This is a genomic window from Corynebacterium sp. HMSC27B11, from assembly GCF_001815985.1.
Classification (GTDB): Bacteria; Actinomycetota; Actinomycetes; order Mycobacteriales; family Mycobacteriaceae; genus Corynebacterium.
In genome coordinates this window covers 12,567-36,894 of sequence record NZ_KV823574.1, presented here as the reverse complement: position 1 = coordinate 36,894, position 24,328 = coordinate 12,567, and the positions used below count along the sequence as shown (strand labels likewise).

Below are 24,328 nucleotides of genomic sequence, written 5' to 3'. Positions count from 1 at the left end.
TCGGCTAGCTGCGGCGGTGATCGCCGGGATAGTAGCGAGAATGCTCCTCGGCATCCACCGCGGAAAAGTTCATCGGCTTGGCTGAGAGCACGTGCCAGGAATCGCGCAGCGGCTGGATCGTATGGTGCCGGGAGAGCCAGCAGGTCACCAGCGCGATCACCGCGGCGAGGTGAATGGCGAGGCTGCCGATGAGCTCCGCGTCCACCCCGGTGCCACCCGCCAGCCCCATGATGATGTCGCGGGTCGCGAAGCCTCCGCCGAAGGCCCACATCCCCAGGTAGATCGGCAGCAGCCCGCCGGCAGCGCGTGGCGCCCAGGACGCCCAGGCCAGGCCCGCGCCGAGGGCGAAGCGGCTGATGGCCGCATCAATCATGTATTTCGCGAGCTCCGGGTCCGCGGCCCCCGCCTGCGGCCCCTCCCCCGGCCGGATGGCCTCGTAGAGCTGCGCGGGATCCGCGGTACCCGCGGTCGAGCCAGCAAACAGGAGGATCGCCCAGAGGAAATAGACGACCGCGAGCACCGCCAGCGCGATGCGGGCCCCCAGCAACGGCAGCTGCCGCCGACGAATGTCGCCACCAACCTCGGGGAGCTCCTCGGCCACCTGCAGCACCTTGGCCGCGAGATCCGCACCAGCCCCCTGGGTCGGCGCGGGCGGGTTAACCCGCAGACGTAGGTCGCGCCCGATCGCGGTCACCTGCGCGTACCACGCCTGGCACTCCTCACACTGGGCCACGTGGGCGTCCACGATCTCTCCCGGCACTGCGGCGTCCTCGCCGTCTAGCCGCGCCGAGAGCGCTGCCCGAACTTCTGCGCATTCCACAGACCTTATGCTCCCCTAAAAGCCGCGCGCTGCCAAGCAGAGGCGGCGGTGGCCCCTTCCACCCCGCTCACCAGACGGCTCACCCGAAACGGGAGAATGCCCGGTCCAGGCTGGCCCGCCCGGATCCGAAGACCACGATCGCCAGCAGCCCCGCGCACAGCACCAGTGGCAGCTCGATGCCGTTATCGGCGGCGAAGAGCCCCTGGGACCAGTGCACCAGGTACATCGCGGCGATCATGTGCAGGATCAGCAGGCCAGCCATCAGCGGCGCCAGTAGCCCCACAACCAGAAGCGCTCCCGCAATGAGTTCCAGCCCGGTGGCCAGCCAGGCGGAGAGCTCGGGCTGCGGGATCCCCTGGTGGGAGAAGTCCGCGATCACCCCGGAGTCTCCCCCAAGCTTTTGGATGAAGAGTTTCTGCCAGCCGTGGGCGATAAAGATGGTGCCCAGCACGGCGCGGATCAGCAGCAAGGCGCCGTCGCGGGCGACCGGGTGTTCCAGCATCGTTAACTATCCGCCGTGTTCTGCGCGTACGCGTTAGACCGCGCGGATGTGGGTGCGGTCGTTTGGGCCGTCCCAGTAGCCCAGGTCCGCGTCCTCGCCCGGGTAGTCGTCGAAGCCGTCGTCGAAGAAGTCCCCACCGTTGGCGTAGGCCAGGTTCTCCAGCTCCGGATCTGCTTCGTCCGTTTCGACGACGATCGCGCCCGGCCGCAGCAGCCGGTCCGGGACGCCCAGCTCGGCGTCCTCCAGGTTGCGCACACCCAGACGGGCGCGGCGCATCCGTGCGAGACGGCGACGGCGCAGCTTGGCCTCCTCGATCGCCTGGCGGCGCAGGTTGAACAGGTACACGCCGGTCAGCGCTGCGGTGACGAGGAAGGCGATCCACAGCTTGCCGCCGACGATGAGGCTAGCGATCAGCGCGATCGCGGTCAGGCCGGCGAGCACGCCGAGCACCTGCTTGCGGCGCTGCAGGCGGCGGTTGTAGAGCTGCTGGGATGCGACCGGGTCGTAGACTCCGCGGCCTCGGCGGGAGGCGATGAACTCCATGTCCTCCTCGGACAGCTCGAAGCTCTCCTCCTCGGCCTCTGCCAGCGGCGACTCGGCCTCAGCAGCCTCGTCCTCCTCGCAAACTCCTGCGTCCACGTGCAGGTCCCCGCCGCGGAAGTAGGCGGTCGGGATGTTACGCAGCGCGGGCTGCTCTTCCTGTGCATCCTCGGTGTCCGCGTCCGCGCTGTCCGCCTGCTCAGCCTCGGCCACGCGCAGGGTCGCCGGCGTGTCCGCACCGGCGTCCTCGTGACTCTCGTCTTCGTGAGCCATCGTGTCTGCTGCGTCGTCGGCCAGCTCTGCGTCGACGGTGACGGACTCGGTGCTCATGGTCGGCGCTTCGGCCGGGACGGTGCGGCGCTGGGCGTCCGCCACGTGCTCCTCGCCCTCCAGGCCCTCGGCGTCGGCGTCGACGAGCTCGCCCTCCAGGGTCTCCAGGTTGGCGGTCTCGTCCGCGGCATCCTCAGCGACGTCGGCGTGGTCCTCGTCGACCTCTGCGTCCACCGTCTCCACGCCGTCGGCAATGTCGGCATGTTCGCTGGAACGCTCCTCGTCGCGGGCGTCGACGTCCTCATCGAAAAGGACGTACTCCGGTTCCGCCTCGACGAAACCGATGTCCGCGTCCACGTCCTCATCCGAGGACATGTAGTGCCCCTCAGCGGGCAGCAGACGACGCGGACGGCGGGAACGCTTGGCACCGCCTTCGTGCAGAATTCGGGTCTCGGACATGCCCCGTGACGTGCGGCGCACCGGGGACTGCTTGCGCAGCAACAGCGGCGCCATCAGCAGCAGCCATACTGCGAGGATCAACAGAAGGGAGCCGGACACTTATGCTCCTAAAAGCTAGACAGCGGTTTGGACCTCTGGGGTGTACCCAGCGGGTGAACTAGCCCTGCCGGAGGATGGCGGCAAGGCCAGCAGCAATACCTTCCAAGGTATCGGCAACCTGGGCGCTTCGCTTCCTGCCACGCCGCGCGGCGAGCCAAAACGCGGAAGTTTCGCCTCGGGCCTAATCGACCCGAAAACGTCCCTGGTTCGCGAGCCGATGGGTGATTCCGGGGCCGAGCTCCTCGACTGTCTGGGCGACCAGCAGGTGGTCCGTCCACTGCCCGTCGATGTGTAGGTTGCGCTGCAGCCGCCCCTCGACCCGGTACCCGGTGTTCTCCAGCACGCGGCGGGAGGCGGGGTTGTCCTCCATGACGGTGGCCTCGACCCGGTGCAGGCCGAGCCCCAGCATCGCCAGGTCGGTGCCCAAGGCGACGGCGGCGGTGGCCACCCCACGACCCTGCCAGCGGGAATACACCCAGTAGCCGATCCAGCAATTACCGATCGTGCCGTATTGCATGTTGCCAAGCGTGAGCTGGCCCGCGAACTCGCCGGCTACCTCGACCGCCAGCGACATCGCTACCCCTTGACGCTCCGCGACCTTGAGCCCCCGGTAGGTCTGGCGCCACATTTTCGGCGAGTGCGCCTCCTCCCAGGAGGTGGCCACGGTCGGCTCGACGGGGCGCAGGAGGTGTTCATCGGCGATGCGGAAGGCGCGCCAGGCCGCACCGTCGGAGCGGCGGAGCTCCCGCAGGCGCACCGGCAACTCCGCGGCAGAGTCAGCAACAGCGCCCGGCCGCTGGCGCGCCTGCGGCAACCACACGGTAGGCACCCGCCACCGCGCCCCGTTGCCCCTGGCCAGGCGCCTATCGAGCTCCACGTCCGCCGCTCCCCGGTGAGTTCCCCGCGGCTAGGAGCGGTTGGTCAGGAAGAGGACGTCGACGAACTGCCCCGGCGCGACGTTCGTCTCTTCCGCAGGCACGGTGATCAGGCAGTTGGCCTGGCCATAGCTGCCCAGCAGGTGGGTCGGTTCCCCGCCGCCGACCGCGCCGAGCGGGTCCACGAGAAACTCGCGGGTCTCCCGGTCGCGCATCAGCTGGCCGCGGATGAAGCCGCGGCGGCGCGGCGCCGAGTCGATCGCGGCGATGGTGCGGGCCCGAACCACCCTGCGGGTGGCCTGACGCTGGCCGCGGATGATCTGGATCAGCGGGCGGACCAGCACTTCGAAGGCCACGAGCGCGGCGGAGGGGTTGGCCGGCAGCAGGAAGGTCGGCACCTGGTCGGAGCCGAGGGTGCCGAAGCCAAGGATGGAGCCCGGGTGCATCGCAATGCGGGTGGTTTCCATCGGCCCAAGCTCGCCCAGGATCTCGCGCAGCTGGTCGCTGCCTTCCCCACCGATCGCGCCGGTGATGACGAGCACCTCGCTGCGCATCAACTGGGCTTCGAGAACCTCCTTGATGCGGCGGGGCTCGCCCGCGAGGATTCCCATGCGGTGCGCTTCAGCGCCTGCCTCCTTGGCGGCGGCAGCTAGGGCGTAGGAGTTGGCGTCGTGGACCTGCCCCAGGCCCGGGTCGCGGTCGATGTCGACGAGCTCGGGGCCGAAGGCGAGCACGCTCAGTCGCGGGCGTGGGTAGACCAGCACCTTGGAGCGGCCGATGGCTGCGAGCAAGCCCACCTGGGCCGCGCCGAGCACTGCGCCCTGCTCGACGACGACGTCGCCCGGCTGGACGTCGGAACCGAGGCGGTGGACGAACTCCCCCGAGTTGACGGTGCGTAGCGGTTCCACGTGGCGGCCGTCGACCTCCACCCAGTCAAGCGGAAGAACAGCATCGGCGAGCGTCGGGATCGGCGCCCCGGCGTGGACGCGCACGGTCTGGCGCGGCTGCAGCCGAACGGGACGGCTCGAACCTGCGGTGACCTCACCGACGACCGGGAGGGTGGGCAGCTCGCCGTCGGCGGGCTCGCGGACGTCCACGGCGCGCACCGCGTAGCCGTCGATGGCGGCCTGGTTGAACCCGGGTACCGCCCGGTCCCCCTCGATCTGCTCCGCGCAGCGCAGACCGAGCGCCTCCGAGATGGAGATGCGCACCGGCTCGGGCGTGACCGCCGCCGCGGAGATGATCGCTAGCTGTTCCTCAACGCTGCGCATGGGGCTACTCCCCGAGTCGCTGCTCGAGCCACTGCTTCAGGGACTCCCCGTAGGTCTCATCCTCGAGGGCCATGTCCACGCACGCGCGGATGTAGCCGCCCGGGTTGCCGAGGTCGTGACGCTTGCCCTGGTGGACGACGATGTGCACCGGGTGCCCCTCGGAGATCATCAGCTCGATGGCATCGGTGATCTGGATTTCCCCGCCCTTGCCCGGCTTGGTGCGGGACAGGGCCTCGAAGACCTGCCGGTCCAGCAGGTAGCGGCCGGTGGCCGCGAAGTTCGACGGGGCGTCTTCGAGGTCCGGCTTCTCGACCATGCCGTTGACCTTCTTGACCTGCGGGTCATCGGAGTCGGCGGCGATATCGAAGACACCGTACTTGGAGACGTCCTCCTCCGGCACCTCGACTGCGCACAGGACGGAGCCACCATAGCGCTGGCGCACCTCCAGCATGGTCTCCATGATCCCGTAGGGCAGGACGAGGTCATCCGGCAGCATGACGGCGAAGCACTCCTCGTCCTCAGCGAGGTGAGATTCGGCCAGGCCGATGGCATGACCAAGGCCGAGCGGCTCCGGCTGCTCGATGGCGGCCACGTCGATCAGGCCGTCGGTGGCGCGAACCTTCGCGAGCTGGTCCTCCTTACCGCGAGCTTCGAGGGTGGCCTCGAGTTCAGCATCAGTGCGGAAGTGGGCCATGATGCCCTGCTTCTTCGGGGCGGTGATGATCGCCAGGCGCTCAGCACCAGCCTGGGCGGCCTCCTTGGCGATAAGCTCGATCCCGGGAGTGTCGACCACGGGGAGCAATTCCTTGGGCACCGTCTTCGTCGCAGGCAGGAAGCGCGTCCCCAGTCCTGCGGCGGGGACCACAACTGTGCGAAGCTCATTGGAAGTCATGAGGTGCATCGTACCGCCCAACTAGGCCAAAATGCTGGACTTACACCCGGTGCGGGCCGGAAAAGATCCGTTGAGAATTCCCCCACCGCTACCCCACCCGAATAGAGAGCAAAAAGCAGCGAAGGAGACCATGCCCCACAACCCCGAAGAAACCCGCGCTGCGAAGGCTGACCTGCGCGCCGAAATCCGATACACCCGCAAGCAGGTTCCGGCAGCGGAGCGCGCCCAGCGCGACCGCGCCATCCAACACCATCTGGTGGCAGCTCTGGAACAGCGGTTCCCCGGCTCCCGGCCGGTAGTGGCCGCGTTCAGCGCGCTGCCGGGCGAGCCCGGAGGCGCAGACCTGCCGCAAGCCCTGCGGGATGCGGGCTATGAGGTGATCCTGCCGGTCGTTAAGCACCACCCACGCCGGTTGGAATGGCGGACATTCACTGGCGCGGCGGGCCTGGTGGCGAACTCGATGGGGATCCTGGAGCCCACGGGCGAAAACCTAGGAGAACTGGTCGATAACGCGGACGTCGCCGTCCTTCCCGCCCTCGCCCTGGGCTCTGACGGCACCCGGCTGGGCCAGGGTGGCGGATTCTACGACCGCACGCTCGCCGACTTCGTGGCGGGCGATGCCTCGCATCCGTCCGAGAATGTGGAGGTATCAAACGCCAACGCCGCCCCCACCGTGGCTCCGGCTGTGAATCCGGTCACGATCCCGGGGGTCGGCACACCGTTCCCTGCACCCCGGTTGCAAGCAATCTGGGCCGTGGTGGACGACCCGGAGCTGCGTGTTTGCGTTCCCGCAGCCCCGCACGACCTCACGGTCGCCACCGGAATCACCCCGAACGGGGTCTATCATTTTCCCAGCTCATAGGTATAATAAATTCAGTCTTTTATACCTTTAAGAAGGGGATTTTTCATGCTGTCTGGATTCAAGGAATTCCTGATGCGCGGCAACGTGGTTGAGCTCGCAGTGGCCGTCGTTGTCGGTTCCGCGTTCACCGCTATCGTCACCGCTTTCACTGACAAGATCGTCAACCCGCTGATCGCTGCGCTGGGCGGCTCCCCGGAGTTCGGCCTCGGCTTCCACATCCGCGAGGGCAACCCGGCCACCTTCATTGACTTCGGCGCCGTCATCACCGCTGCGATCAACTTCCTGATCATCGCGGCCGTGGTCTACTTCATCCTCATCATGCCGATGAACAAGCTGGCCGAGATGAACGCTCGCCGCAAGGGCATCTCCACCGAGGAGGCAGCTGCAACCGAGACCGAGCTGCTGGCCGAGATCCGCGACCTGCTGCAGCAGCAGAACGGTGTCTCCACCAAGAAGGTCGACCCGTCCGTCGCTAACGACGACGACCCGACCGGCCGTCACGCTGAGTAAGTCCCGCTGAGCAATTCGCTCAGCCGTATTCCAGCTCGACGCTCGTCGAACTAGTTCTTCGCCCGCCCCCAGTGGGGCGGGCGTTGTTCTATCCAGAACTCTTTATCGAACCCGCCGTGCTCGGCCGGGTTCTTTTCTTTATCGACGCCCCGCCCCGCGGCCTTGGGATCTTTCACCCGCCCGGCGGCGTTCCGGGCGCTGCGGGCCTTAGCGAGGCTGGCGAGCCCGCGTGGTGCGCGGCGGACCATTTAGACGCCGAGCTCGTCGAGCACGTGGTTGACCAGCGGACCGAGCGTGGCCATGCCGTCGCGGATTGCGCCTCGGCTGCCGGCGATGTTGACGACCACGGTGGATCCGGAGATGCCGGCGAGGCCACGGGAGAGGGCGGCATCCTTGTTATTGGCGGCCAGCCCGGAGCTGCGGATCGCCTCCGCGATGCCCGGGATACGACGGTCCAACAGCTTGCGGGTGGCCTCGGGGGCGCGGTCACGGGGACCGAAGCCGGTACCGCCGATGGTGATGACGAGGTCTGCGCCGCCCACCACACCGGTTTCGATGGCGTGGCGGATCTCGCTCTTGCGCTCGGCGACGTTGACAACCGCATCGACGATGAAGCGGTCCTCTGCGAGCAGTTCAGCAACGAGCTCGCCACTGCCGCCCTGGCCAGCGCGGTCCTCCCCGATCAGCACGACAAGCGCGTGGCGGGTGGGCACGGCCTCGGCGGCTGCGCGCTTGGCGGCGGCCTGCGCATCGAGGCTCTGGTCAAGGCTATGGAGGAAGCTATCGTCTGGCTCCGGAATGGCGGCGTCCAGCCGGTCTAGCTGACTGTGGTCGATGTCGTCCACGATCGGGTTTCGGACACCGAGCTCGTGGGCTTCATTCCGGTTTAGCGTCAACGCTTTTACTCCTTCACGGCAGGTGGGTCGCTTTAACTTTAACGCGGGAGAGGATTTTTAAAACCCCTAATGAGGTTTTATTTTCACCCCTCCCCCGTGCGTGTCTACTCCTGGGTTTCGGCCTCGGTGCCGAGGTTGACGTCGAGCTGCTTTTCCGGTCCACGTCCCCCAGGCAGGACGGTGAGCTTCACGGTGTCCCCGACTTCGTGGGAACGGATGGCGGCGATGAGCCCCACGCCGGTGTCGATGAGTCGGTCGTCGACCTTGCGCACCACGTCCCCCTTCTTCAAACCAGCCTTTTCTGCGGGGCTGCCGGGGCTAACTTCCATGACCTCGGCTCCCACGTAGCGGCTGGCGGTGTTGATCTGCGCGCCGATCATCGGGTGGGTGGCCTTGCCGTTATCGATCAGCTGCTTGGCGATGCGCACCGCCTGGTTGGACGGGATGGCAAACCCCAGGCCGATGGAGCCGGAGGTACCCCCTCCACCCAGGGTCGCGATGACGGTGGGGATGCCCACGAGCTCGCCCTTGAGGTTCACGAGCGCGCCGCCGGAGTTTCCGGGATTGATGGCGGCGTCGGTCTGGATGGCGTCGATGAGGGAGCCCTCGCCGCCGTCCTCGCCGGCTGCCTGGACGGGACGGTCTTTGGCGGAGACGATGCCGGAGGTCACGGTGGAGTTCAGGCCCAGCGGGGAGCCGATCGCGGCGACCGTCTCGCCGACGTTGATGGCGTTGGAGTCCCCCATCGCCATGGGCTGCAGGTTATCGGCGCCTTCCGCCTTGATGACAGCGATATCGGTCTGCGGGTCAGCGGCGATGAACTTAGCTGGCAGCACGCGACCATCGGCGGTGATCACCTGCATTTTCGCACCACCCTTGGCGGCGGCACCGACGACGTGGTTATTGGTGAGGATCATCCCGTCGTTGGTGAAGATGGATCCGGACCCCTCCTCCCCGCCACGGGCGGTCTGCACTTGGATCTGCACCACCGAGCGGGTGACCTTATCCGCGACCTGGGCGATGGTCCCGGACTCCTCCAGTCGGCTGCTGCTGGTGTCTTCGTTGCCGGTAGGCGCAGAGTCGAGGGTGTTCACGGAGCGGGTGCTGTTGGTTCCCTGCATGGAGGTCAGGGCGAAGGTCGTGCCGGAGGCGAGAACCACCGCACCCACCATGAGGGCCGCGACCGCACCGGTGGACCAGCGCTTCTTCTCCTTCGGCGGCGTGTTCAGCGGGCCCTCGCCCGGCTCGCCTGGCCCTGCCTGGGGCGGGTAGCCCGGTTCGTGCGGCAGCGCCTGCGGGTGCTGTGGAACCTGCGCGCCCTGGCGGGCCTGGGCCTGGTGAGTCTGGGCCTGATGCGGCTGCTCCTGGTGCGGAACTTGCGCGCCCTGGTGAGTCTGAACCTGGCGCGGCTGGGTCTGGTGGGTCTGGGTATAGCCGGTGTGCGACTGGCCCCACTGGGCACGCTGACTGTCCTGTGCCTCGCCCGCCCAGCCCCCGGGGCCGTACTGCGCCCCAGCCTCGCCGCGGCGGGTGTTGCCATTGTGCCCGAATGGCCCAAAGTCCGACGCCTGCGGATAATGCTCTCCCCCGCCACCGCTGGCGCCATTGCCGCCGACACCGTTACCGCTATTCAGATTCTCACCATTTTTATCCATAGGAACCATCCTCCACTTCCCTTCTAAAAAATACTGGGACGCAGCCCTATTTTTCGCTGGGAGTTCCACGGCGGGCGGGCAACACAACCCGCATCAGCGCACCACCGTCGTCAGATTCATCAGCGATGATCGCCCCGCCGTGATTCACCACAGCCTGCTTCACGATGGAAAGCCCCAGGCCAGAACCCGGCATCGAGCGAGAACTGATCGAGCGGTAGAAGCGATCGAAGACCTTTGCCCGGTCATTGGTTGGGATACCCGGCCCCGAGTCTGCGACTCGAATTTCCACAGCCTCCTCGTATCCCTCACCGCCCTGCGCCCCGGCAGGAAGACCCGAGGCCGCCGGTGGGATGGGTTGCATCCACACTCGCACGGTGCCGCCCTGCGGAGACCATTTAGCTGCGTTGTCCAGCAGGTTTAGCAGCGCGCGTTTCAGGCTGAGCGGATCACCCTGGGCGACCCAGGGTTCGGCGTGGATCTCAAAAATGACGTCCGGGCGGCGCCGCTGCACCTTCGCCACACCAACGCGAATGCAGTCGTTGAGGTCAACCTCCTGGTCGCTGAGGACGGGACCATCCTCACGGGCGAGGTCCACCAGGTCCTTAATCAGGGCACTCATCTCGTCCAACTGGCTGAGCACATCACGTTCGATCTCCCGGCGGTCCGCCTCCGAAATACCCGGGGAGTCCTCGCGCGTCGCGAGCAGCAACAGCTCGATATTGGTCCGCAGGGAGGTCAGCGGCGTCTTCAACTCGTGGGAGGCATCTGCCACGAGCTCCTTCTGCTTTTCTCGGGAGGTCTGCAGGGCCAGCATCATGTTGTTGAAGGACTGGGTGAGGGTGCCGACCTCGTCATTGGAGAAAACAACGAGCTGACGAAGCTCATCCGTCTCCGTCACTCGGTCCGTGGCCCGCCGGAGGCGGTCGATGGGTCGCAGTCCCGTGCTCACCACGGCGGTGACCAGCACGATCGCGCCGAGCGCCCCGCAGATACCGATCATGGTCAGGATGAGCGCCAGCGAATCCAAGGCCCGCTGCGTCGACGAGGCGTCAGAAACGAGGACGACGACGCGGCCGTCGGGTGCGGCGACTGCAAAGTAACGGTCGTCGCCATCGGAGCGGTAAGAATGTGGGTGCTCGCCCCGGATGACCGAGATCTCGGCGTCCTCCAGGACGGGTTCGAACTTCGCGACGGGCGCGGCGATTCCGGTATAGGTCTCGGGCACGACAATAAAACTTAGGGTGTTCGAGATGCGCTCGAAGGCCGGCTCGTAATTCTCCTCCTGAACACCACCTGGGATCTTCTCGGGTGGCATCTCGATGATGCTCTGCGCCTGGGAGCGCAGCAGGCTATCGCTGGTGCGCCACAAAATCTTGGACACCGTGGCGTAGGCCGCGAAGGTAACGGTGGCGATCGAGAAGATGATGACCAGGGAGGCCAGGATGGTCAACCGCTGTTTGATGCTGCCCAGCGTGCCGTCCAAAAAGCGGCGCCACCGGGGGCGTTTGGTCAGCTCGGCGGCACGTTCCGGTTCGAGGAGCATGCCGTGGTCGACATTCTCGCCCGCGGTGCGCTCCCCCGTCGCCGAGCGGGAGGCACGACCCCGGGGTTCCGGGGAGAGCCGCCTCAAACTCATGGGGCAGTCTCGCGCAGGACGTAGCCCACGCCGCGAACCGTCTGGATCAGGCGTGGCTCGCCGTCGGCCTCGGTCTTGCGACGCAGGTAGCCGATGTAGACCTCCAGGGCATTGCCGGAGGTCGGGAAGTCATAGCCCCACACGTCCTCGAGGATCGTCGTGCGAGAGAGCACCTTGCGGGGGTTTCGCAGCAGCAGCTCCAGCAGCGCGAACTCGGTGCGGGTCAGGCTGATCTGGCGGCTGCCGCGCGTGACGTCGCGGGTCGCGGGATCTAGTTCGAGGTCCTCGAACTTCAGGATCTCGGTCTGCTGGGTGTCCACCGCCGCCGGGCGTGCGGCGCGACGGACGAGGGAGCGGGTGCGAGCCAGAAGCTCCTCGAGCGCAAAGGGCTTGGTGAGGTAGTCGTCCGCGCCGGCATCCAGCCCGGCGACGCGCTCCGAGACGGAGTCGCGGGCCGTGAGCAGGAGGATTGGGATGTCATCGCCCTGGGAACGCAGCTCGCGGCACACTTCGAGCCCGTCGAGCTTCGGCATCATGACGTCGAGGATCGCCATGTCGGGACGCTCGGACTGAACTTTATCCAGCGCTTCCTCCCCGTCCGCGGCGAGCACGACGGCGTACCCATTGAAAATCAGGGAACGGCGCAGCGACTCACGTACAGCCGGGTCATCGTCCACAACGAGAATCTTCATATAGCTATTGTGCCCTCTCGGCGCGGGTTTGTGTTAAAGCTCAGCACCTGTTTAGGTTGCTTGCACCCGCAGGTTAGGATTCTTCTACATCTCGAACGCAAGTTTTAGGTACTTCCCCGGTTGTGCGGCGGCAGAAAAAATGCCCGCGACCTGCGATCCAGGTGCGGGCATTGGGCCGGTAAAACCGGCTGACCGGGACTAGTCCAGGTCGATCAGGCCGAGCTGAGCAGCCTTCACCAGGCGGCGAGGGATCTGCACCTCCTGGCCGTTGATCTTCTGAGTCTGAAGATCGACGTTATCCGCCTTCCACTGGGAACGGCGGGCGCGGGTATTGGCGCGGGACTTCTTAAACTTTGGTACTGCCATTTTCTTCTACCCTCCTCGAGCCTTACTGGGTCTTCTTCTTGCGGCGAGCCATGCCACCGTAGCGGCGCTGGAACTTCTCGACGCGACCTGCGGTGTCCATGACGCGCTGTGCGCCGGTCCAGAACGGGTGGGACTCGCTGGTGATGTCGACGACGATCAGCGGGTACTCGTTGCCATCCTCCCACTCGACCGTGCGGTCAGAGGTGGCGGTGGAGCGGGTCAGGAACTGCTTACCGGTAGCAGAATCCTTGAATACCACTGGGTGGTAATCCGGGTGGATATCCTTCTTCATACTTCTTCCCTTAGGTTGATCACATCGGGTCGGTCCCACACATGACAGCGCGGGTCGTGCCCGAGTCGGGGCGAAACATTGTCTTCACGTTCGAGATGCCACGATGGCAGCACGTACGACCGCAAAAGTCTATCGCATTTCGACCGGTGGACATAATTGACCGGGCGCCACACAAGCACCAGTCCCGACTGGACAAGATTAGGCGCTTTTCCACCTGAGCTGTATAATCGTCCTCTGCTGTTGTCTATGTAAACGTCATCACCGTGCATACAGCGTATTTCGCGCTTCCTAGCGGACTGTCTACCCACCGGGGAGCCTGCATTTTTCGTTGTGTTGTGCATGGTGGAAGGAGAAAACCCATGTCGGCATATTGCCAGGTGACGGGCCGCAAGCCGGGTTTCGGCAAGCAGGTTTCCCACTCTCACCGACACACGAGCCGCCGCTGGAACCCGAATGTTCAGCGTCGCAAGTTCTACCTGCCTTCTGAGGGCCGCACGATCACGTTGACGGTCTCTCCGAAGGGCCTGAAGACCATTGACCGTGATGGCATCGAGTCCGTCGTTGCCAAGATTCGCGCTCGTGGGGAGAAGATCTAAAAATGGCTCGTAACGATATTCGTCCAATCATCAAGCTCAAGTCCACGGCTGGCACCGGTTACACCTATGTCACCCGTAAGAACAAGCGCAACAACCCGGATCGCATCACTCTGAAGAAGTACGACCCGGTTGCCCGCAAGCACGTCGAATTCCGCGAGGAGCGATAATTTATGGCTAAGAAGTCCATGATCGCGAAGAACGAGCAGCGCAAGGAAATCGTCGCCCGCTATGCGGAGCGTCGCGCTGAGCTCAAGAAGATCATCAAGAACCCAAACACCAGCGACGAGGATCGCATCGAGGCACAGTTCGAGCTGAACCGTCAGCCGCGCGACGCCTCCCCTGTTCGCGTCCGCAACCGTGACGCCGCCGACGGTCGCCCACGTGGCTACCTCCGCAAGTTCGGCCTGTCCCGTGTCCGCGTCCGCGAGATGGCTCACCGCGGTGAGCTGCCGGGCGTTCGTAAGTCCAGCTGGTAATTAGGGAGGCTCTTTAAATGAAGCGCAACAACATGAAGCGGGCGCGGATGGAGCAGTCCCGCCGCCCCAAGAAGAACCCGCTCAAGGCCGAAGGCATCGAGCAGGTTGACTACAAGAACTACGCTCTCCTGCGTAAGTTCATCTCCGACCGTGGCAAGATCCGCTCTCGCCGCGTCACGGGCCTGACCCCGCAGCAGCAGCGTGAGGTTGCTACCGCGATCAAGAATGCCCGCGAGATGGCTCTCCTGCCTTTCAACAGCCGTTAAGAACCGGCAGGTAGACGTTACGTAGACAAAGAAGACCCGCCCAGGCTTTATGCCAGGGCGGGTCTTCTTTTCGCTGACTATGCTATTGGGTCAGGAACGCAAAGGAAGGGCCCGGAGGGCACTTCCGGCATCAACATCAGCTAGTGCTTAGCGCTTGCGGTAGAGGGCCTTGCGCCAGTACTTCGGCTCGGAGGTCACCAGCACTCCGAGGTTGCGGAAGATGCCCTCGTCCACCGAGCCCAGGATCGTGGTGGTGTGGACGTCGCAGCCCGCGAGGTTCTTCAGCTGCTTCAGCGCGGCCCGGGCGTCCTCGGATTCGGCGGCGGACACGGAGAGGGCGATGAGCACCTCGTCGGTGTGCAGGCGCGGGTTCTGGGAGCCCAGGTGGTCGACCTTGAGTGTCTGGATCGGCTCGATGGACTTCGGCGAGAGCAGGTGGATCTCGTCGTCCAGGCCCGCGAGGTGCTTCAGCGCATTGAGCAGCATCGCCGCGGAGCAGCCCAGCAGCTCGCTGGTCTTGCCGGTGATAATCGTGCCATCCGCTAGCTCCAGGGCGCTGCCCGGCTGGCCGGTGCGCTCCTCCACCTCATTGGCGGCGGCCACGACGCGGCGGTCCTTGATGCTCGCACCGACCTTGCTCATGACGATCGCCACGCGCGAGGAGACGGTATCGTCCGTATCCTCCCGGCGCTCCTCGACGAGCGCCTTGTAGTAGCGGCGCACGGTCTCCTGCTTCGCGGCCTCGCGGCACAGCTCGTCGTCTGAAATGCACTTGCCCACCATGTTCACGCCCATGTCCGTCGGCGACTGGTACGGCGAGTGCCCGTAGAGCTTCTCCAGCAGGGTTTTCAGCAGTGGGAAGACCTCGACGTCGCGGTTGTAGCTGGTCGCCTGCGTGCCATAAGCCTGCAGGTGGAAGGGGTCGATGACGTTGATGTCGTCCAGGTCCGCGGTTGCTGCCTCGTAGGCGAGGTTGACCGGGTGCTCCAGCGGGAGGTTCCAGATCGGGAAGGTCTCGAACTTCGCGTAGCCGGCGGGGATCCCGCGGCGGAACTCGTGGTAGACCTGCGAGAGGCAGGTGGCAAGCTTGCCGGACCCTGGCCCGGGTGCGGTGACGACGACGAGGTCGCGGGAGGTTTCCACGTAGTCGTTAAGGCCGAAGCCGCCGTCGGAGACCACGAGCTCCGTGTTCGTCGGGTAGCCGGGGATTACCCGGTGGCGGGCGACGTTCAGGCCGAGGCGTTCCAGGCGCTCGGCGAAGGCGACGGCCATGTGGTTGCTGTCTTCCAGCTGGGTCAGCACCACGTTGTTGACCAGGAAACCGCGGTCGCGGAAGACGTCAACGAGGCGGAGGGCGTCCTCCTCGTAGGGGATGGAGAGGTCGGCGCGGACCTTGCCACGCTCCAGATCGCGGGCGTTGAGGCAGACGACGATCTCGACGTCTTCCTTGATGTTCTCCAGCATCGCGATCTTGTTATCTGGCGTGAAGCCGGGCAAGACGCGGGAGGCGTGATAATCGTCGAAGAGTTTGCCGCCCATTTCGAGGTAGAGCTTCCCACCGATCCGCTCGCGCCGCTCGTTGATGTGCTCGGACTGGAGCTGGATGTACTTCTCGCGGTCGAAACCGATTCGGTGGGTCATGGGCGTAGCTTGTTCCTTTCAAAGCCTTAGCAGCGCTGGGCGCACCGGCCCGCGGAGCACCGTTGCGTGGCTGTTTTACGCCTTTTCACTCTAGACCCGGGCGAACGCGGGCGTAAACTTCTCGCGTTTCCTTAGGGGCTCCCCCGTGCACTTCCGAGGGGTGCAGCCGTGCAGCCTGGATAGTGGGTAACTATATTCGTGGACAATGCCCTTCACGCACACACCGACGCGGGGGCTAAACGATGAGCGAAAGGCCCTGTGATGACGAACCCCTATGACAACAATCCCTATCACGGAGGAACCCCGGATAACGGTGGCTACGGCGGATCGACGCCGAATAGTGGATACAACGGGGCTGCTTCTGGTGACGGGTCTTATGGTAGCGGGTACACCCAGCCCGACGCGGGGGACGCGTTTAACGACTCCCCTGCCAGCCAGGGCTATGGGGCCGATAGCTACGGCGTGCCGATGGCCGATGAGCGCTCCGCTGCCGCCGGTGGTTTCCCCAGCATGCCGGACTACGAGGCCTCGGTGGGCACCGCTCCCCTGGCGCCGTCTCGTCCGGGCCCATGGATTCGCCTGCTGAGCCTCATCATCGACGGAATCGTGGTCAACGTTGCCAGCGCACCAATTTTCCTGATGCTGTCCTCCCAGCAGGAGATCGTCGACTGGTTCCTTAACACCGCCAACGGCATCAATGTCGACATGCCGATGGGCGTTGGGATCGCCTCACTGCTCTCCTTCGTGCTGTGGTTCGTCTACCGCGCGGCGATGGAGTCCAGCGGCATGAAGGGCTCCCTGGGCAAGCTGGCCACCGGCCAGCGAGTGGTGAACTTCGAGGGTGGGCAGCTTAGTTTTGGCCAATCCCTGAAGCGCAATAGCTTCTACCTCATCCAGGGGCTGTTGAGCATCCTGCCCTTCCTCGGATTCATCTACATGATTGTCTACGGCGTGGGGATTTCCCGCGATCCGTACAACCAGTCCCACACGGATAAGTGGGCCAAGGCCTACGTGGTGAAGGCGCTCTAAGCCCCACTCCCCTCCGGACTCCCCGCCGTGGCAGCAGCCCGGCGGGTTTTTCTTCTGCCCCGCCTTCTGACCGCTCACCCAGCTCCCCGTGGATGGCCCCACCCCTCGAGGTCGACTCGGGGCGGGCGGGTGGTTCAATAGGAGCCATGCTCAATGTGCTCACCGGCTTCGGCGTCGTCGTCCTCATCATCGGGCTCGGCTACGTCATTGGCCGCACGCAGCTCCTGGGCCCCAAGGCTCTCTATCCGCTGAACATGTACGTGTTCTGGATCGCACTGCCCGCCACCCTGCTGCGTTTCATGAGCCATGCGGATCTCGGGCAGATCTTCGGCCCCAACCTCGCGGTGGTGGCGATCAGCAGTCTGCTGACCGGATTCACGAGCTTCGCGCTCTTCTACTGGATCGCCCGCCGCACCGCCAAGGAATCCCTCATCGGGATGCTCGCAGCCAGCTACTGCAATGGCTCCAACCTGGGCATCCCGCTGGCCACCTATCTGCTGGACGACCCGACGCTCACGCTGCCGGTGATCCTCTTCCAGGTGGGTCTCTACGCCCCCACCGCGGTGCTGTTGCTGGATATCGCCGAGGAACGCGGCTCGGGTGCGCAGTCGGACGCATCGCGTCCCCGGCTGGCGCCGGCGGTGGCCTCGGCGCTGTTTAAGTCTCCCCTGCTGATCTCGGCCTTTGCCGGCATGATCCTGGCCTGGATGAACACCCGCTTCGGCTTCGAACTGCCGGCGCTGATCGCGGACCCGATCGATCTGATCGCCCAGTCCATGGTCGCCGTGGCGCTGGTGGTCTTCGGCATGTCCATGGCCGAGGTTAAGGTGCTGCAGCCGGGGATCAGCCCGCGCAAGTCGGTGCTCGTGGCTTCCCTGTTGAAGACGGTGCTGCACCCCACGCTCGCCTTCTTGGTCGGCATGCTGGTCTTCGGTGCGAGCGGGGAGCTGCTGCTGGCGATGGTGCTGATGGGGGCGCTGCCGACGGGGCAGAACGTGTTCACCTATGCGCAGCGCTTCCAGACTCAGCAGGTGCTGGCCCGGGACACCGGGGTGGTGTCCACGGCGATCTCCCTGCCGATCATGGCAGGGATCGTGCTCTTCCTGGGCTAGCTTGGGTTAGCTGGGCGGGCTCCCCTCCCCTGGGCTGGCCGATACCAGCCCAGCCCCTCTGAAGGCGTTACTTCCAGATCAGCAGCGCATCGCCCTGGCCGCCACCACCGCACAGGGAGACGGCTGCCTTGCCGCTGCCGCGGCGGTTGAGCTCGTGGGCTGCGGTCACGAGGACGCGGGCCCCGGAGCAGCCGATCGGGTGGCCCAGCGAGATGCCACCGCCGTGGATGTTGGTCTTCTCCAGCGGGTAGTCCAGGTCCTTGAGGGACTGGGCGACGACCGCGCCGAAGGCCTCGTTGATCTCCAGGAAGTCCAGGTCCCCGGTATTCCAACCGGCCTTGGCCAGGGCGGCATTCACTGCCTGGGAGGGCTGAGAAAGCAGCGAGGTATCCGGCCCCGCGGTCTGCCCGGCCGCGCCGACGGTGGCCAGGATGTTCCAGCCCTTGGCCTCGGCATTCTCGCGGGTGGTCAGCACCACGGCTGCCGCGCCGTCGGAGATCTGGGAGGAGGAACCGGCGGTGATGGTTCCCTCCTTGCGGAACGCCGGGCGCAGCTTGGCCAGGCCCTCCTCGGTGGTGCCCGGGCGCACGCCCTCGTCCTGGGAGACGGTAATGGTCTCCTTGCGGGTGGCGACCTCGATGGGGACGATCTCATCCTCGAAGGTGCCCTCGGCGATCGCGCGCTCGGCACGCTGGTGGGACAGCGCGGCGATGCGGTCCTGTTCCTCGCGGTTCAGGCCGGCTGCCTCGGCGTTCTCGTCGGTCTCCACGCCCATGGCGGTACCCTGGACCGGGTCGGTCAGCCCGTCGCGCTCGAGGGCATCGTCCAGCTTCAGGCCCCCGAAGCCCTTGCCGGCGCGCACACCTGCGGCGAGGTGCGGGGCGTTGGACATGGACTCCTGACCACCGGCGACGACGACGGTGGCGTCCCCGGCCTTGATCATGCGTGCGGCGCTGATCACGGCGTCCAGGCCGGAGAGACAAACCTTGTTGACGGTCATGGCCGGGACGTGCATCCCCAGGCCCGCGGCGACGGCGGCCTGCTTCGCGGGGTTCTGGCCGGCGGCGGCCTGCACGACCTGCCCCATGAGGACGTAGTCCACCGGCTCGGTGCCCACGCCGGACCTCTCGAGCACTGCGGAGATGGTGGCGGCGCCGAGGTCCACGGCGGTCTTGCGGGACAGCGCGCCAAGCAGGCGGCCTTGCGGGGTGCGGGCGGCACCAACGATGACGACGTCCTGTGGCTGCGGGTTCAGTGGCATGGGTTGAAAACCTCCCGTTGTCGGCTGGGCGAGCTATTTATGATGTGATCATCATCTCATAGTTGGCCCCACCGCGTCTGGGTCCTGAGAGATAGAAAAAGGCCGGGCAGCGTTTCTGCTGCTCGGCCCCTCACTAAGCGTTCACACTCTTGCTGTTAGTGCGAGAAGTGGCGCTCCCCGGTGAGGTACATCGTCACGCCGGCCTTCGTGGCGGCCTCGATGACCTCGGCGTCGCGGACGGAACCACCCGGCTGGACGACAGCGCGCACGCCAGCGTTGGCGAGCACCTCGAAACCATCAGCGAATGGGAAGAAGGCGTCGGACGCGGCGACCGCGCCCTTAGCGCGCTCGGCACCGTCGGACAGGGTGTTTGCTCGCTCGACGGCAAGCTTCGCAGCGTCCACGCGGTTGACCTGGCCCATGCCCACGCCCACGGTCGCACCGTCGGCGGCGAGCAGGATGGCGTTGGACTTCACCGCGCGCACGGAGCGCCATGCGAATTCCAGCTCGGCGAGGGTGGCCTCGTCGGCCGGCTCGCCGGCAGCCAGGGTCCAGTTGGCTGGGGCGTCGCCGTTGGCGTCGATGACGTCGCGCTCCTGCAGCAGCAGCCCACCGGAGATCGGGCGGGACTCGATGGCGGCGCGGGTCGGGGCGGCGGCCTTGAGGATGCGGATGTTCTTCTTCTGGCTCAGGATCTCGATCGCGCCGTCCTCGTAATCCGGGGCGACGATGACCTCGGTGAAGATCTCCGCGACCTGCTTGGACATCTCGACGCTGACTGGGCGGTTGACGGCGATGACGCCGCCGAAGGCGGACATCGGGTCACAGGCGTGCGCGGCGCGGTGGGCGGCGGCGATGGACTCCTCGGACACGGCGATGCCACACGGGTTGGCGTGCTTGATGATGGCGACGGCCGGGCGCTCGTGGTCCCAGGCGGCGCGCCACGCGGCGTCGGCGTCCGTGTAGTTGTTGTAGGACATCTCCTTGCCGTGGAACTGCTCGGCCTGTGCCAGGCCCGGCTCCTCGCCCGGCGCGGTGTAGACCGCGGCCTTCTGGTGCGGGTTCTCGCCGTAGCGCAGGTCGTGGGCCTTCTCGTAGGAGGCGCCGGACCAGGCCGGGAACTGCTCGTCGTCCTCGCCGACCTGGGCGGTCAGCCAGCTGGCCACCGCGACGTCGTAGGAGGCGGTGTGCTGGAAGGCCTTCATGGCCAGCTCGGTGCGCTGCGCCAGGGTGAAGCCACCCTCCTTCGCGGCAGCGACGACCTGGTCGTAGCTGTTCGGGTCCACGACCACGCCGACGGAGGCGTGGTTCTTCGCGGCGGCGCGCACCATCGACGGGCCGCCGATGTCGATCTGCTCGATGACCTCGTCGTAGGAAGCCCCGGAGGCGACGGTCTGGGTGAACGGGTAGAGGTTCACGACCACCAGCTCGAAGGGCTCGATCTCCAGCTCCTTGAGCTGGTCGAGGTGGTCCTGCTTGCGGGTGTCGGCGAGGATGCCGGAGTGCACGCGCGGGTGCAGGGTCTTCACGCGGCCCTCGAGGACCTCGGGGAAGCCGGTGAGCTGCTCCACCTCGATGACGGGCACGCCGGCATCAGCGATCTTCTTGGCGGTCGAGCCGGTGGAGACGATCTCCACCCCGGCGGCGTGCAAGCCCTGCGCGAGCTCCTCCAGGCCGGTCTTGTCGTACACGCTGACCAGGGCGCGGCGGATGGGCTTGCGCTCGCCGGTTGCCTGCGCTGGGTTCTTAGAATTCGAAAGTTCAGTCATTGCTGCTGATCTGGGCCTTTCGTCCCTCGATGGTGAGTCCGTTTCCTGCGATCTCGTGCAGGACCTGCACGATCAAACGCCGCTCCACGTGCTTAATTTTTTCGTGCAACGTCTCCACTTTATCGCTTGGGTGCACGTTTACCGCTTCCTGTGCCACGATCGGGCCGGAATCAACCCCGGCGTCCACCACGTGCACGGTCGAGCCGGTGACTTTCACGCCGTATTCGATGGCATCCACGACCGCCTGCGCGCCCGGGAAGGAGGGCAGCAGCGCGGGGTGGGTGTTGATGATGCGGCCCGGGAAGCGGTCCACGACGTCGGCGCCGATGATGCGCATGAACCCGGCGGAGACGATGAGGTCGGCGTCCCAGCTTTCGAGTGCAGCGATGAGGTCGCGGTTCCACTGCTCGCGGTCGGTGACCTTCGGGATGTACTCCACCTTGAAGCTCGGCAGGCCTGCCTTCTCGGCGCGCTCGAGCGCGGTGCAGTCGCGGTCCGCGCCGATGGCGAGCAGCTCGACTTTTGCCGGGTCCAGGTTGTCGATGAGGGCCTGGACGAGTGTGCCGGAGCCGGAGGCCAGCGCGACGATGCGCAGCGGCCGGCCCTGGGGCGCGGGCAGTGTGGTGTGGAAGTTCTGGCTCATTAGTTCTCCTCGTTCTCCTCGACTTCACCGTCGGCCTCGTTGTCGAGGTCTGCGTTGTCGGGCTCTTCGCCTTCTTCGTCTTCTTCTGCGACGTCGGCGGCGTCGTCTTCGCCGGGGGTCTCGTCCCCGTCGTCGGCGGTGGCGTCGTCGTCCTCTACATCTTCGCCTTCGGCGACGTCGTCTTCGACAGCATCCCCGTCATCGTTGATGTCTTCGTCCTCGCCGTCGTAGTCGGCGACGTCTTCCTCGTGCTCGGTGTCTTCGTGCTCACTGTCCTCGGCAGGAGCGACCTCGTCGGCCGGGACCGCCTCGGTGACCGCGGCACCGGCGCGGGCGAAGAACCACATCAACACGGTGGCGGGCAGCAGCAACCAGGCACCCGCCTCGACGGCGGCCAACCACGGCAGCGGCCCGGTAGTCCCGACGGTGCCCAGCACGCCGCGCGCCAGCCACGCGCCAATGAAGGCGAGCACCAGGGCAGCGACCCCTGCGCCCAGGCCAGTGAATACCGGGGACTCCACGTAGTTGCGCTGGCGCACGAAGCGGTAGACGGTGGCCACGGCGACGATCGCGGGAATCGCCAGCAGGAATGGCCCGCCCGGGATGGGCGCGTTCGGCGCAGCCGCCAGGATCGGCAGCGGAGGCAGCTCGACGTTGGTGATGTTGAAGAGGCTGAACAGGCCAAAGCCGAGGTTGTACTCCCCACCCAGCAGGACGGCTGCCGCGCCGATCACAACATTCGGCAGGTAGAGCAGGGCCAGGAGGGTCAGGCCCACGCCAGGCCAGAAGCCCGGCGCGATCTCGTAGGCCGCGCGGAAGGCGGACCAGTTGCCGATTAGGGCGATCACCACGCCCAGCAGACCGGCTACGCACATCCAGCCCAGGAAATTCCGGCCCAGGCGGACGGATTCCACGGGCCAGGTCGGCCAATGGCGGCGCAGCAGCAGGGCCCGCCAGATGCGCCCCCGCATGCCGATGGCCACGGCAAGACCGTTAACAAGGAAGGTGTTTAGCAGGGCCCGCCCCAGGTGGGGCGCCTGGACGTCGAAGACGCGACCGGCGTCCAGGAGCATGAGCCAAGCGATGAAGGTCAGTACCATAGGCAGGCCGATGCCGAGGGCGGCGAAGACCCTTAAACCCCGGACGCTGACCTTGTCCCCCAGCGCCTTCGTGATGCGGCGGGAATGCCCGAGGATCACGGCGATCGCGGGAAGCAGTGGGACGAAGCCCAGCTCCACGCCCTGCATTTTCAGCGGGGCGGCGTTGGCCACCATCCAGACGCTGGCGAGGACGCTGGGCACCATCGAGAATGTCGCGCCGATGCCCACGATCACCGCGAAGGTCAGGGCGATCGCGATCGTGACCCCGTGGTTAGCCAGCAGGGTGGGCAGGAAGCGTTTGATGTGGGGCCGCCACAACTCCCAACGGTGCTTCAGCCCCGCTCCCCTGCCCGGCTGCTGCCGCTGGCCAGTGCGCGGGACGGTACGCTCGCCGCGTTCCGAGCGGTGGAAGCGGTCCTGGGAGCTGTGGCCTGCCGGGGAGCGCCCGGCCGGGGTGGCCTGAATAGACGACGGGCGTGCCGGTGGGCGCCGGTGGGGGCCGGCCGGGCGGCGTCCCGCCTGGCGGGCGGCACTGCGGCGCGGTCTGGAACGGGGGTTGTCGGCTTGTCTACTCACAGTGTCTATTGTGCCTGCCCCTGACCGCGCTGTGACATTCACTGCGCTTTCCGGCGTTTCCGGGCGAACACGGGGTGAGCCTCGCATGGCTGCTGCGCTGGTCGAAGCTGGCGAGGGGGCGAAGGTATGGAAACGCAGACGGGTGGAATGTGACTTTACCCACCCTTTTTGGGTGTATCACGCAGACACGGGGACGAAACACCCCACATTAACCTGCAGAAAAGGCGTGCTGAGCTGCACTTTCACCCCGCTCCCCCGCCATTCGCCCGTTAATCACACCAGCCACAGCGTTCACTTGTCGTTATATTCCCGCAATATTGGTTGAAACATACGAAAGGACACAATAAAGTAACTCTCGTTCATAACGATCTGGTTACGAAACACCAGCGAGTAGATCACTGTCTCCAAAGCTTGAAAGGGCAAGGAACGTGCAGAAGACCTCCAGCACCCGGCGCGTTGGCCAGCACCGCAAGGTAGATAACAGCGCCAAGCGCCGTCTCGCATTGGTCGCCGTTGCAACGGGTGCCGTCTCCACGGCTGGCGCCGCAGGCGCTACCGCTGGCGCTCAGCAGGCAAACTCCGCCACCCCAGCTGATGGCTCCATCGAGCTGGCCGCCGACTCCTCTTTCCTGGCCCAGGAGGCCGGGGGCAGCTCCGCGGCTGACGCCCCGCGCATCCTCGAGGTCCCGCAGCTGCAGGAGACCACCGCGGACCTGTCCGCACAGCTCTCCTCCGCTCTGGAGTTCGCCAAGCAGCGCGCTGCCGCTGATGCCGCATCCCGCGCCCCGCAGGCTGCTAAGCCTGCCGAGGGCTCCTTCACCTCTGGTTTCGGCGCTCGCTGGGGCACCAACCACAACGGCGTGGACATCGCGAACGCCATCGGCACCGCGATCCGCGCAGTCAAGGACGGCACCGTCATCGACGCTGGCCCGGCTTCCGGTTTCGGCAACTGGGTGCGCGTCAAGCACGACAACGGTGACATCACCGTCTACGGCCACATCGCCACCATCGACGTCTCCGTCGGTGACCGCGTGACCGCTGGCCAGAAGATCGCCGGCATGGGCAACGAGGGCTTCTCCACCGGCCCACACCTGCACTTCGAGATCCACCCGAACGGCTCCGGCCCGATCGACCCGGTGCCGTGGCTGCGTGACCTGGGCATCGAGATCTAGCTCGACGCTGACGCGAATAGCTCCCACCCTGCTGCACACGGGGTCGGGAG

At 66.0% G+C, this 24,328-nt stretch carries 26 protein-coding genes; 9 read left to right on the top strand and 17 right to left on the bottom strand.

The features are described from left to right. Nucleotides 1-4 precede the first annotated feature (4 nt). The 6 genes from HMPREF3097_RS07955 to HMPREF3097_RS07930 all read right to left on the bottom strand — a co-directional run bounded on the left by HMPREF3097_RS07955 (nucleotide 5) and on the right by HMPREF3097_RS07930 (nucleotide 5,728). Nucleotides 5-820, bottom strand: coding sequence for a zf-HC2 domain-containing protein (locus tag HMPREF3097_RS07955; RefSeq protein WP_070761812.1), 816 nt, complete (start codon nucleotides 818-820; stop codon nucleotides 5-7). Nucleotides 821-899: 79 nt separating this feature from the next. Beyond that, nucleotides 900-1,322, bottom strand: coding sequence for a DoxX family protein (locus HMPREF3097_RS07950; protein WP_070761811.1), 423 nt, complete (start codon nucleotides 1,320-1,322; stop codon nucleotides 900-902). A gap of 33 nt (nucleotides 1,323-1,355) precedes the next feature. After that, nucleotides 1,356-2,690, bottom strand: a complete 1,335-nt coding sequence (gene glpR, locus HMPREF3097_RS07945) for a divisome protein SepX/GlpR (RefSeq protein ID WP_070761810.1) — start codon at nucleotides 2,688-2,690, stop codon at nucleotides 1,356-1,358. Nucleotides 2,691-2,871: 181 nt separating this feature from the next. Next, on the bottom strand, nucleotides 2,872-3,567 hold the full coding sequence (locus HMPREF3097_RS07940) for a GNAT family N-acetyltransferase (RefSeq protein ID WP_070761809.1): 696 nt from the start codon (nucleotides 3,565-3,567) through the stop codon (nucleotides 2,872-2,874). 30 nt (nucleotides 3,568-3,597) lie between these two features. Then, nucleotides 3,598-4,836: a molybdotransferase-like divisome protein Glp gene (gene glp, locus HMPREF3097_RS07935; protein WP_070761808.1), complete on the bottom strand. Its 1,239-nt coding sequence runs from the start codon at nucleotides 4,834-4,836 to the stop codon at nucleotides 3,598-3,600. 4 nt (nucleotides 4,837-4,840) lie between these two features. Continuing rightward, nucleotides 4,841-5,728 carry a UTP--glucose-1-phosphate uridylyltransferase gene (locus HMPREF3097_RS07930; protein ID WP_210398571.1) on the bottom strand — a complete coding sequence of 296 codons (888 nt, stop codon included), beginning with the start codon at nucleotides 5,726-5,728 and terminating at the stop codon, nucleotides 4,841-4,843. Nucleotides 5,729-5,858: 130 nt separating this feature from the next. Between HMPREF3097_RS07930 and HMPREF3097_RS07925 the strand changes: the two genes are divergently transcribed. Continuing rightward, a complete protein-coding gene (locus HMPREF3097_RS07925) occupies nucleotides 5,859-6,590 on the top strand; it encodes a 5-formyltetrahydrofolate cyclo-ligase (RefSeq protein WP_070761806.1) in 732 nt (243 codons plus the stop codon). 45 nt (nucleotides 6,591-6,635) lie between these two features. Further along, nucleotides 6,636-7,100, top strand: coding sequence for a large conductance mechanosensitive channel protein MscL (mscL, locus tag HMPREF3097_RS07920; RefSeq protein ID WP_070758652.1), 465 nt, complete (start codon nucleotides 6,636-6,638; stop codon nucleotides 7,098-7,100). Between the two features lie 248 nt (nucleotides 7,101-7,348). Here the strand turns inward: mscL and HMPREF3097_RS07915 are convergent, their stop codons facing one another. From HMPREF3097_RS07915 to HMPREF3097_RS07890, 6 genes are all read right to left on the bottom strand, one after another. Then, a complete protein-coding gene (locus tag HMPREF3097_RS07915; RefSeq protein ID WP_070758653.1) occupies nucleotides 7,349-7,996 on the bottom strand; it encodes a MogA/MoaB family molybdenum cofactor biosynthesis protein in 648 nt (215 codons plus the stop codon). 104 nt (nucleotides 7,997-8,100) lie between these two features. Further along, nucleotides 8,101-9,651, bottom strand: coding sequence for a trypsin-like peptidase domain-containing protein (locus HMPREF3097_RS07910; RefSeq protein WP_371260100.1), 1,551 nt, complete (start codon nucleotides 9,649-9,651; stop codon nucleotides 8,101-8,103). Nucleotides 9,652-9,697: 46 nt separating this feature from the next. Continuing rightward, nucleotides 9,698-11,287 carry a sensor histidine kinase gene (locus HMPREF3097_RS07905; protein WP_070761804.1) on the bottom strand — a complete coding sequence of 530 codons (1,590 nt, stop codon included), beginning with the start codon at nucleotides 11,285-11,287 and terminating at the stop codon, nucleotides 9,698-9,700. Continuing rightward, nucleotides 11,284-11,979: a response regulator transcription factor gene (locus HMPREF3097_RS07900; RefSeq protein ID WP_015381370.1), complete on the bottom strand. Its 696-nt coding sequence runs from the start codon at nucleotides 11,977-11,979 to the stop codon at nucleotides 11,284-11,286. The genes HMPREF3097_RS07905 and HMPREF3097_RS07900 overlap by 4 nt, the downstream gene beginning before the upstream one ends. Nucleotides 11,980-12,177: 198 nt before the next feature. Further along, entirely contained in the window at nucleotides 12,178-12,345 is a 168-nt protein-coding gene (gene rpmF, locus HMPREF3097_RS07895; protein WP_015381369.1) for a 50S ribosomal protein L32, read from the bottom strand. A 22-nt stretch (nucleotides 12,346-12,367) separates the two neighbouring features. Continuing rightward, on the bottom strand, nucleotides 12,368-12,637 hold the full coding sequence (locus tag HMPREF3097_RS07890) for a type B 50S ribosomal protein L31 (RefSeq protein WP_012359795.1): 270 nt from the start codon (nucleotides 12,635-12,637) through the stop codon (nucleotides 12,368-12,370). Nucleotides 12,638-12,996: 359 nt separating this feature from the next. On the opposite strand from HMPREF3097_RS07890, the gene rpmB reads away from it, so the two are divergent. The 4 genes from rpmB to rpsR are packed head-to-tail and all read left to right on the top strand — an operon-like array spanning nucleotide 12,997 to nucleotide 13,975. Next, on the top strand, nucleotides 12,997-13,233 hold the full coding sequence (gene rpmB / locus HMPREF3097_RS07885) for a 50S ribosomal protein L28 (RefSeq protein ID WP_012359794.1): 237 nt from the start codon (nucleotides 12,997-12,999) through the stop codon (nucleotides 13,231-13,233). Between the two features lie 2 nt (nucleotides 13,234-13,235). Beyond that, nucleotides 13,236-13,400: a 50S ribosomal protein L33 gene (gene rpmG / locus HMPREF3097_RS07880; RefSeq protein WP_012359793.1), complete on the top strand. Its 165-nt coding sequence runs from the start codon at nucleotides 13,236-13,238 to the stop codon at nucleotides 13,398-13,400. 3 nt (nucleotides 13,401-13,403) lie between these two features. After that, entirely contained in the window at nucleotides 13,404-13,709 is a 306-nt protein-coding gene (gene rpsN / locus HMPREF3097_RS07875) for a 30S ribosomal protein S14 (protein WP_012359792.1), read from the top strand. A gap of 17 nt (nucleotides 13,710-13,726) precedes the next feature. Further along, nucleotides 13,727-13,975, top strand: coding sequence for a 30S ribosomal protein S18 (gene rpsR, locus HMPREF3097_RS07870; RefSeq protein ID WP_012359791.1), 249 nt, complete (start codon nucleotides 13,727-13,729; stop codon nucleotides 13,973-13,975). A 147-nt stretch (nucleotides 13,976-14,122) separates the two neighbouring features. Here rpsR and HMPREF3097_RS07865 read toward each other — a convergent pair whose 3' ends face one another. Then, nucleotides 14,123-15,616 carry a DUF1846 domain-containing protein gene (locus HMPREF3097_RS07865; protein ID WP_070761803.1) on the bottom strand — a complete coding sequence of 498 codons (1,494 nt, stop codon included), beginning with the start codon at nucleotides 15,614-15,616 and terminating at the stop codon, nucleotides 14,123-14,125. Nucleotides 15,617-15,877: 261 nt separating this feature from the next. On the opposite strand from HMPREF3097_RS07865, the gene HMPREF3097_RS07860 reads away from it, so the two are divergent. Together HMPREF3097_RS07860 and HMPREF3097_RS07855 are read left to right on the top strand one after the other, a co-directional pair. Then, entirely contained in the window at nucleotides 15,878-16,645 is a 768-nt protein-coding gene (locus tag HMPREF3097_RS07860; protein ID WP_070761802.1) for an RDD family protein, read from the top strand. Between the two features lie 137 nt (nucleotides 16,646-16,782). After that, complete coding sequence (locus HMPREF3097_RS07855; RefSeq protein WP_083317985.1) at nucleotides 16,783-17,757, top strand: AEC family transporter; 975 nt, start codon at nucleotides 16,783-16,785, stop codon at nucleotides 17,755-17,757. Between the two features lie 67 nt (nucleotides 17,758-17,824). Here HMPREF3097_RS07855 and HMPREF3097_RS07850 read toward each other — a convergent pair whose 3' ends face one another. The 4 genes from HMPREF3097_RS07850 to HMPREF3097_RS07835 all read right to left on the bottom strand — a co-directional run bounded on the left by HMPREF3097_RS07850 (nucleotide 17,825) and on the right by HMPREF3097_RS07835 (nucleotide 23,106). Further along, nucleotides 17,825-19,018, bottom strand: a complete 1,194-nt coding sequence (locus HMPREF3097_RS07850; protein WP_070761800.1) for an acetyl-CoA C-acetyltransferase — start codon at nucleotides 19,016-19,018, stop codon at nucleotides 17,825-17,827. Nucleotides 19,019-19,173: 155 nt separating this feature from the next. Beyond that, nucleotides 19,174-20,787 carry a bifunctional phosphoribosylaminoimidazolecarboxamide formyltransferase/IMP cyclohydrolase gene (gene purH, locus HMPREF3097_RS07845; protein WP_070761799.1) on the bottom strand — a complete coding sequence of 538 codons (1,614 nt, stop codon included), beginning with the start codon at nucleotides 20,785-20,787 and terminating at the stop codon, nucleotides 19,174-19,176. Beyond that, nucleotides 20,780-21,430, bottom strand: a complete 651-nt coding sequence (gene purN, locus HMPREF3097_RS07840) for a phosphoribosylglycinamide formyltransferase (RefSeq protein ID WP_070761798.1) — start codon at nucleotides 21,428-21,430, stop codon at nucleotides 20,780-20,782. Before purN ends, purH begins: the two co-directional genes overlap by 8 nt. Beyond that, a complete protein-coding gene (locus HMPREF3097_RS07835) occupies nucleotides 21,430-23,106 on the bottom strand; it encodes a cell division protein PerM (RefSeq protein ID WP_246821335.1) in 1,677 nt (558 codons plus the stop codon). The genes purN and HMPREF3097_RS07835 overlap by 1 nt, the downstream gene beginning before the upstream one ends. A 428-nt stretch (nucleotides 23,107-23,534) precedes the next feature. Here HMPREF3097_RS07835 and HMPREF3097_RS07830 point away from each other — a divergent pair, with 428 nt between their 5' ends. Beyond that, on the top strand, nucleotides 23,535-24,278 hold the full coding sequence (locus HMPREF3097_RS07830; protein ID WP_070761796.1) for a M23 family metallopeptidase: 744 nt from the start codon (nucleotides 23,535-23,537) through the stop codon (nucleotides 24,276-24,278). The last annotated feature ends 50 nt before the right edge of the window (nucleotides 24,279-24,328 follow it).

Bases quoted from the DNA above. Each gene is read 5' to 3' on its own strand.
- HMPREF3097_RS07925 (WP_070761806.1), top strand. From the start codon at position 5,859: ATGCCCCACAACCCCGAAGAAACCCGCGCTGCGAAGGCTGACCTGCGC.
- purN (WP_070761798.1), bottom strand. From the start codon at position 21,430: ATGAGCCAGAACTTCCACACCACACTGCCCGCGCCCCAGGGCCGGCCG.
- rpmG (WP_012359793.1), top strand. From the start codon at position 13,236: ATGGCTCGTAACGATATTCGTCCAATCATCAAGCTCAAGTCCACGGCT.
- HMPREF3097_RS07910 (WP_371260100.1), bottom strand. From the start codon at position 9,651: ATGGATAAAAATGGTGAGAATCTGAATAGCGGTAACGGTGTCGGCGGC.
- rpmB (WP_012359794.1), top strand. From the start codon at position 12,997: ATGTCGGCATATTGCCAGGTGACGGGCCGCAAGCCGGGTTTCGGCAAG.
- HMPREF3097_RS07930 (WP_210398571.1), bottom strand. From the start codon at position 5,728: ATGACTTCCAATGAGCTTCGCACAGTTGTGGTCCCCGCCGCAGGACTG.
- HMPREF3097_RS07850 (WP_070761800.1), bottom strand. From the start codon at position 19,018: ATGCCACTGAACCCGCAGCCACAGGACGTCGTCATCGTTGGTGCCGCC.
- HMPREF3097_RS07950 (WP_070761811.1), bottom strand. From the start codon at position 1,322: ATGCTGGAACACCCGGTCGCCCGCGACGGCGCCTTGCTGCTGATCCGC.
- HMPREF3097_RS07865 (WP_070761803.1), bottom strand. From the start codon at position 15,616: ATGACCCACCGAATCGGTTTCGACCGCGAGAAGTACATCCAGCTCCAG.
- rpsR (WP_012359791.1), top strand. From the start codon at position 13,727: ATGAAGCGCAACAACATGAAGCGGGCGCGGATGGAGCAGTCCCGCCGC.
- HMPREF3097_RS07860 (WP_070761802.1), top strand. From the start codon at position 15,878: ATGACGAACCCCTATGACAACAATCCCTATCACGGAGGAACCCCGGAT.
- purH (WP_070761799.1), bottom strand. From the start codon at position 20,787: ATGACTGAACTTTCGAATTCTAAGAACCCAGCGCAGGCAACCGGCGAG.
- HMPREF3097_RS07900 (WP_015381370.1), bottom strand. From the start codon at position 11,979: ATGAAGATTCTCGTTGTGGACGATGACCCGGCTGTACGTGAGTCGCTG.
- glp (WP_070761808.1), bottom strand. From the start codon at position 4,836: ATGCGCAGCGTTGAGGAACAGCTAGCGATCATCTCCGCGGCGGCGGTC.
- rpmF (WP_015381369.1), bottom strand. From the start codon at position 12,345: ATGGCAGTACCAAAGTTTAAGAAGTCCCGCGCCAATACCCGCGCCCGC.
- mscL (WP_070758652.1), top strand. From the start codon at position 6,636: ATGCTGTCTGGATTCAAGGAATTCCTGATGCGCGGCAACGTGGTTGAG.
- rpsN (WP_012359792.1), top strand. From the start codon at position 13,404: ATGGCTAAGAAGTCCATGATCGCGAAGAACGAGCAGCGCAAGGAAATC.
- HMPREF3097_RS07890 (WP_012359795.1), bottom strand. From the start codon at position 12,637: ATGAAGAAGGATATCCACCCGGATTACCACCCAGTGGTATTCAAGGAT.
- HMPREF3097_RS07905 (WP_070761804.1), bottom strand. From the start codon at position 11,287: ATGAGTTTGAGGCGGCTCTCCCCGGAACCCCGGGGTCGTGCCTCCCGC.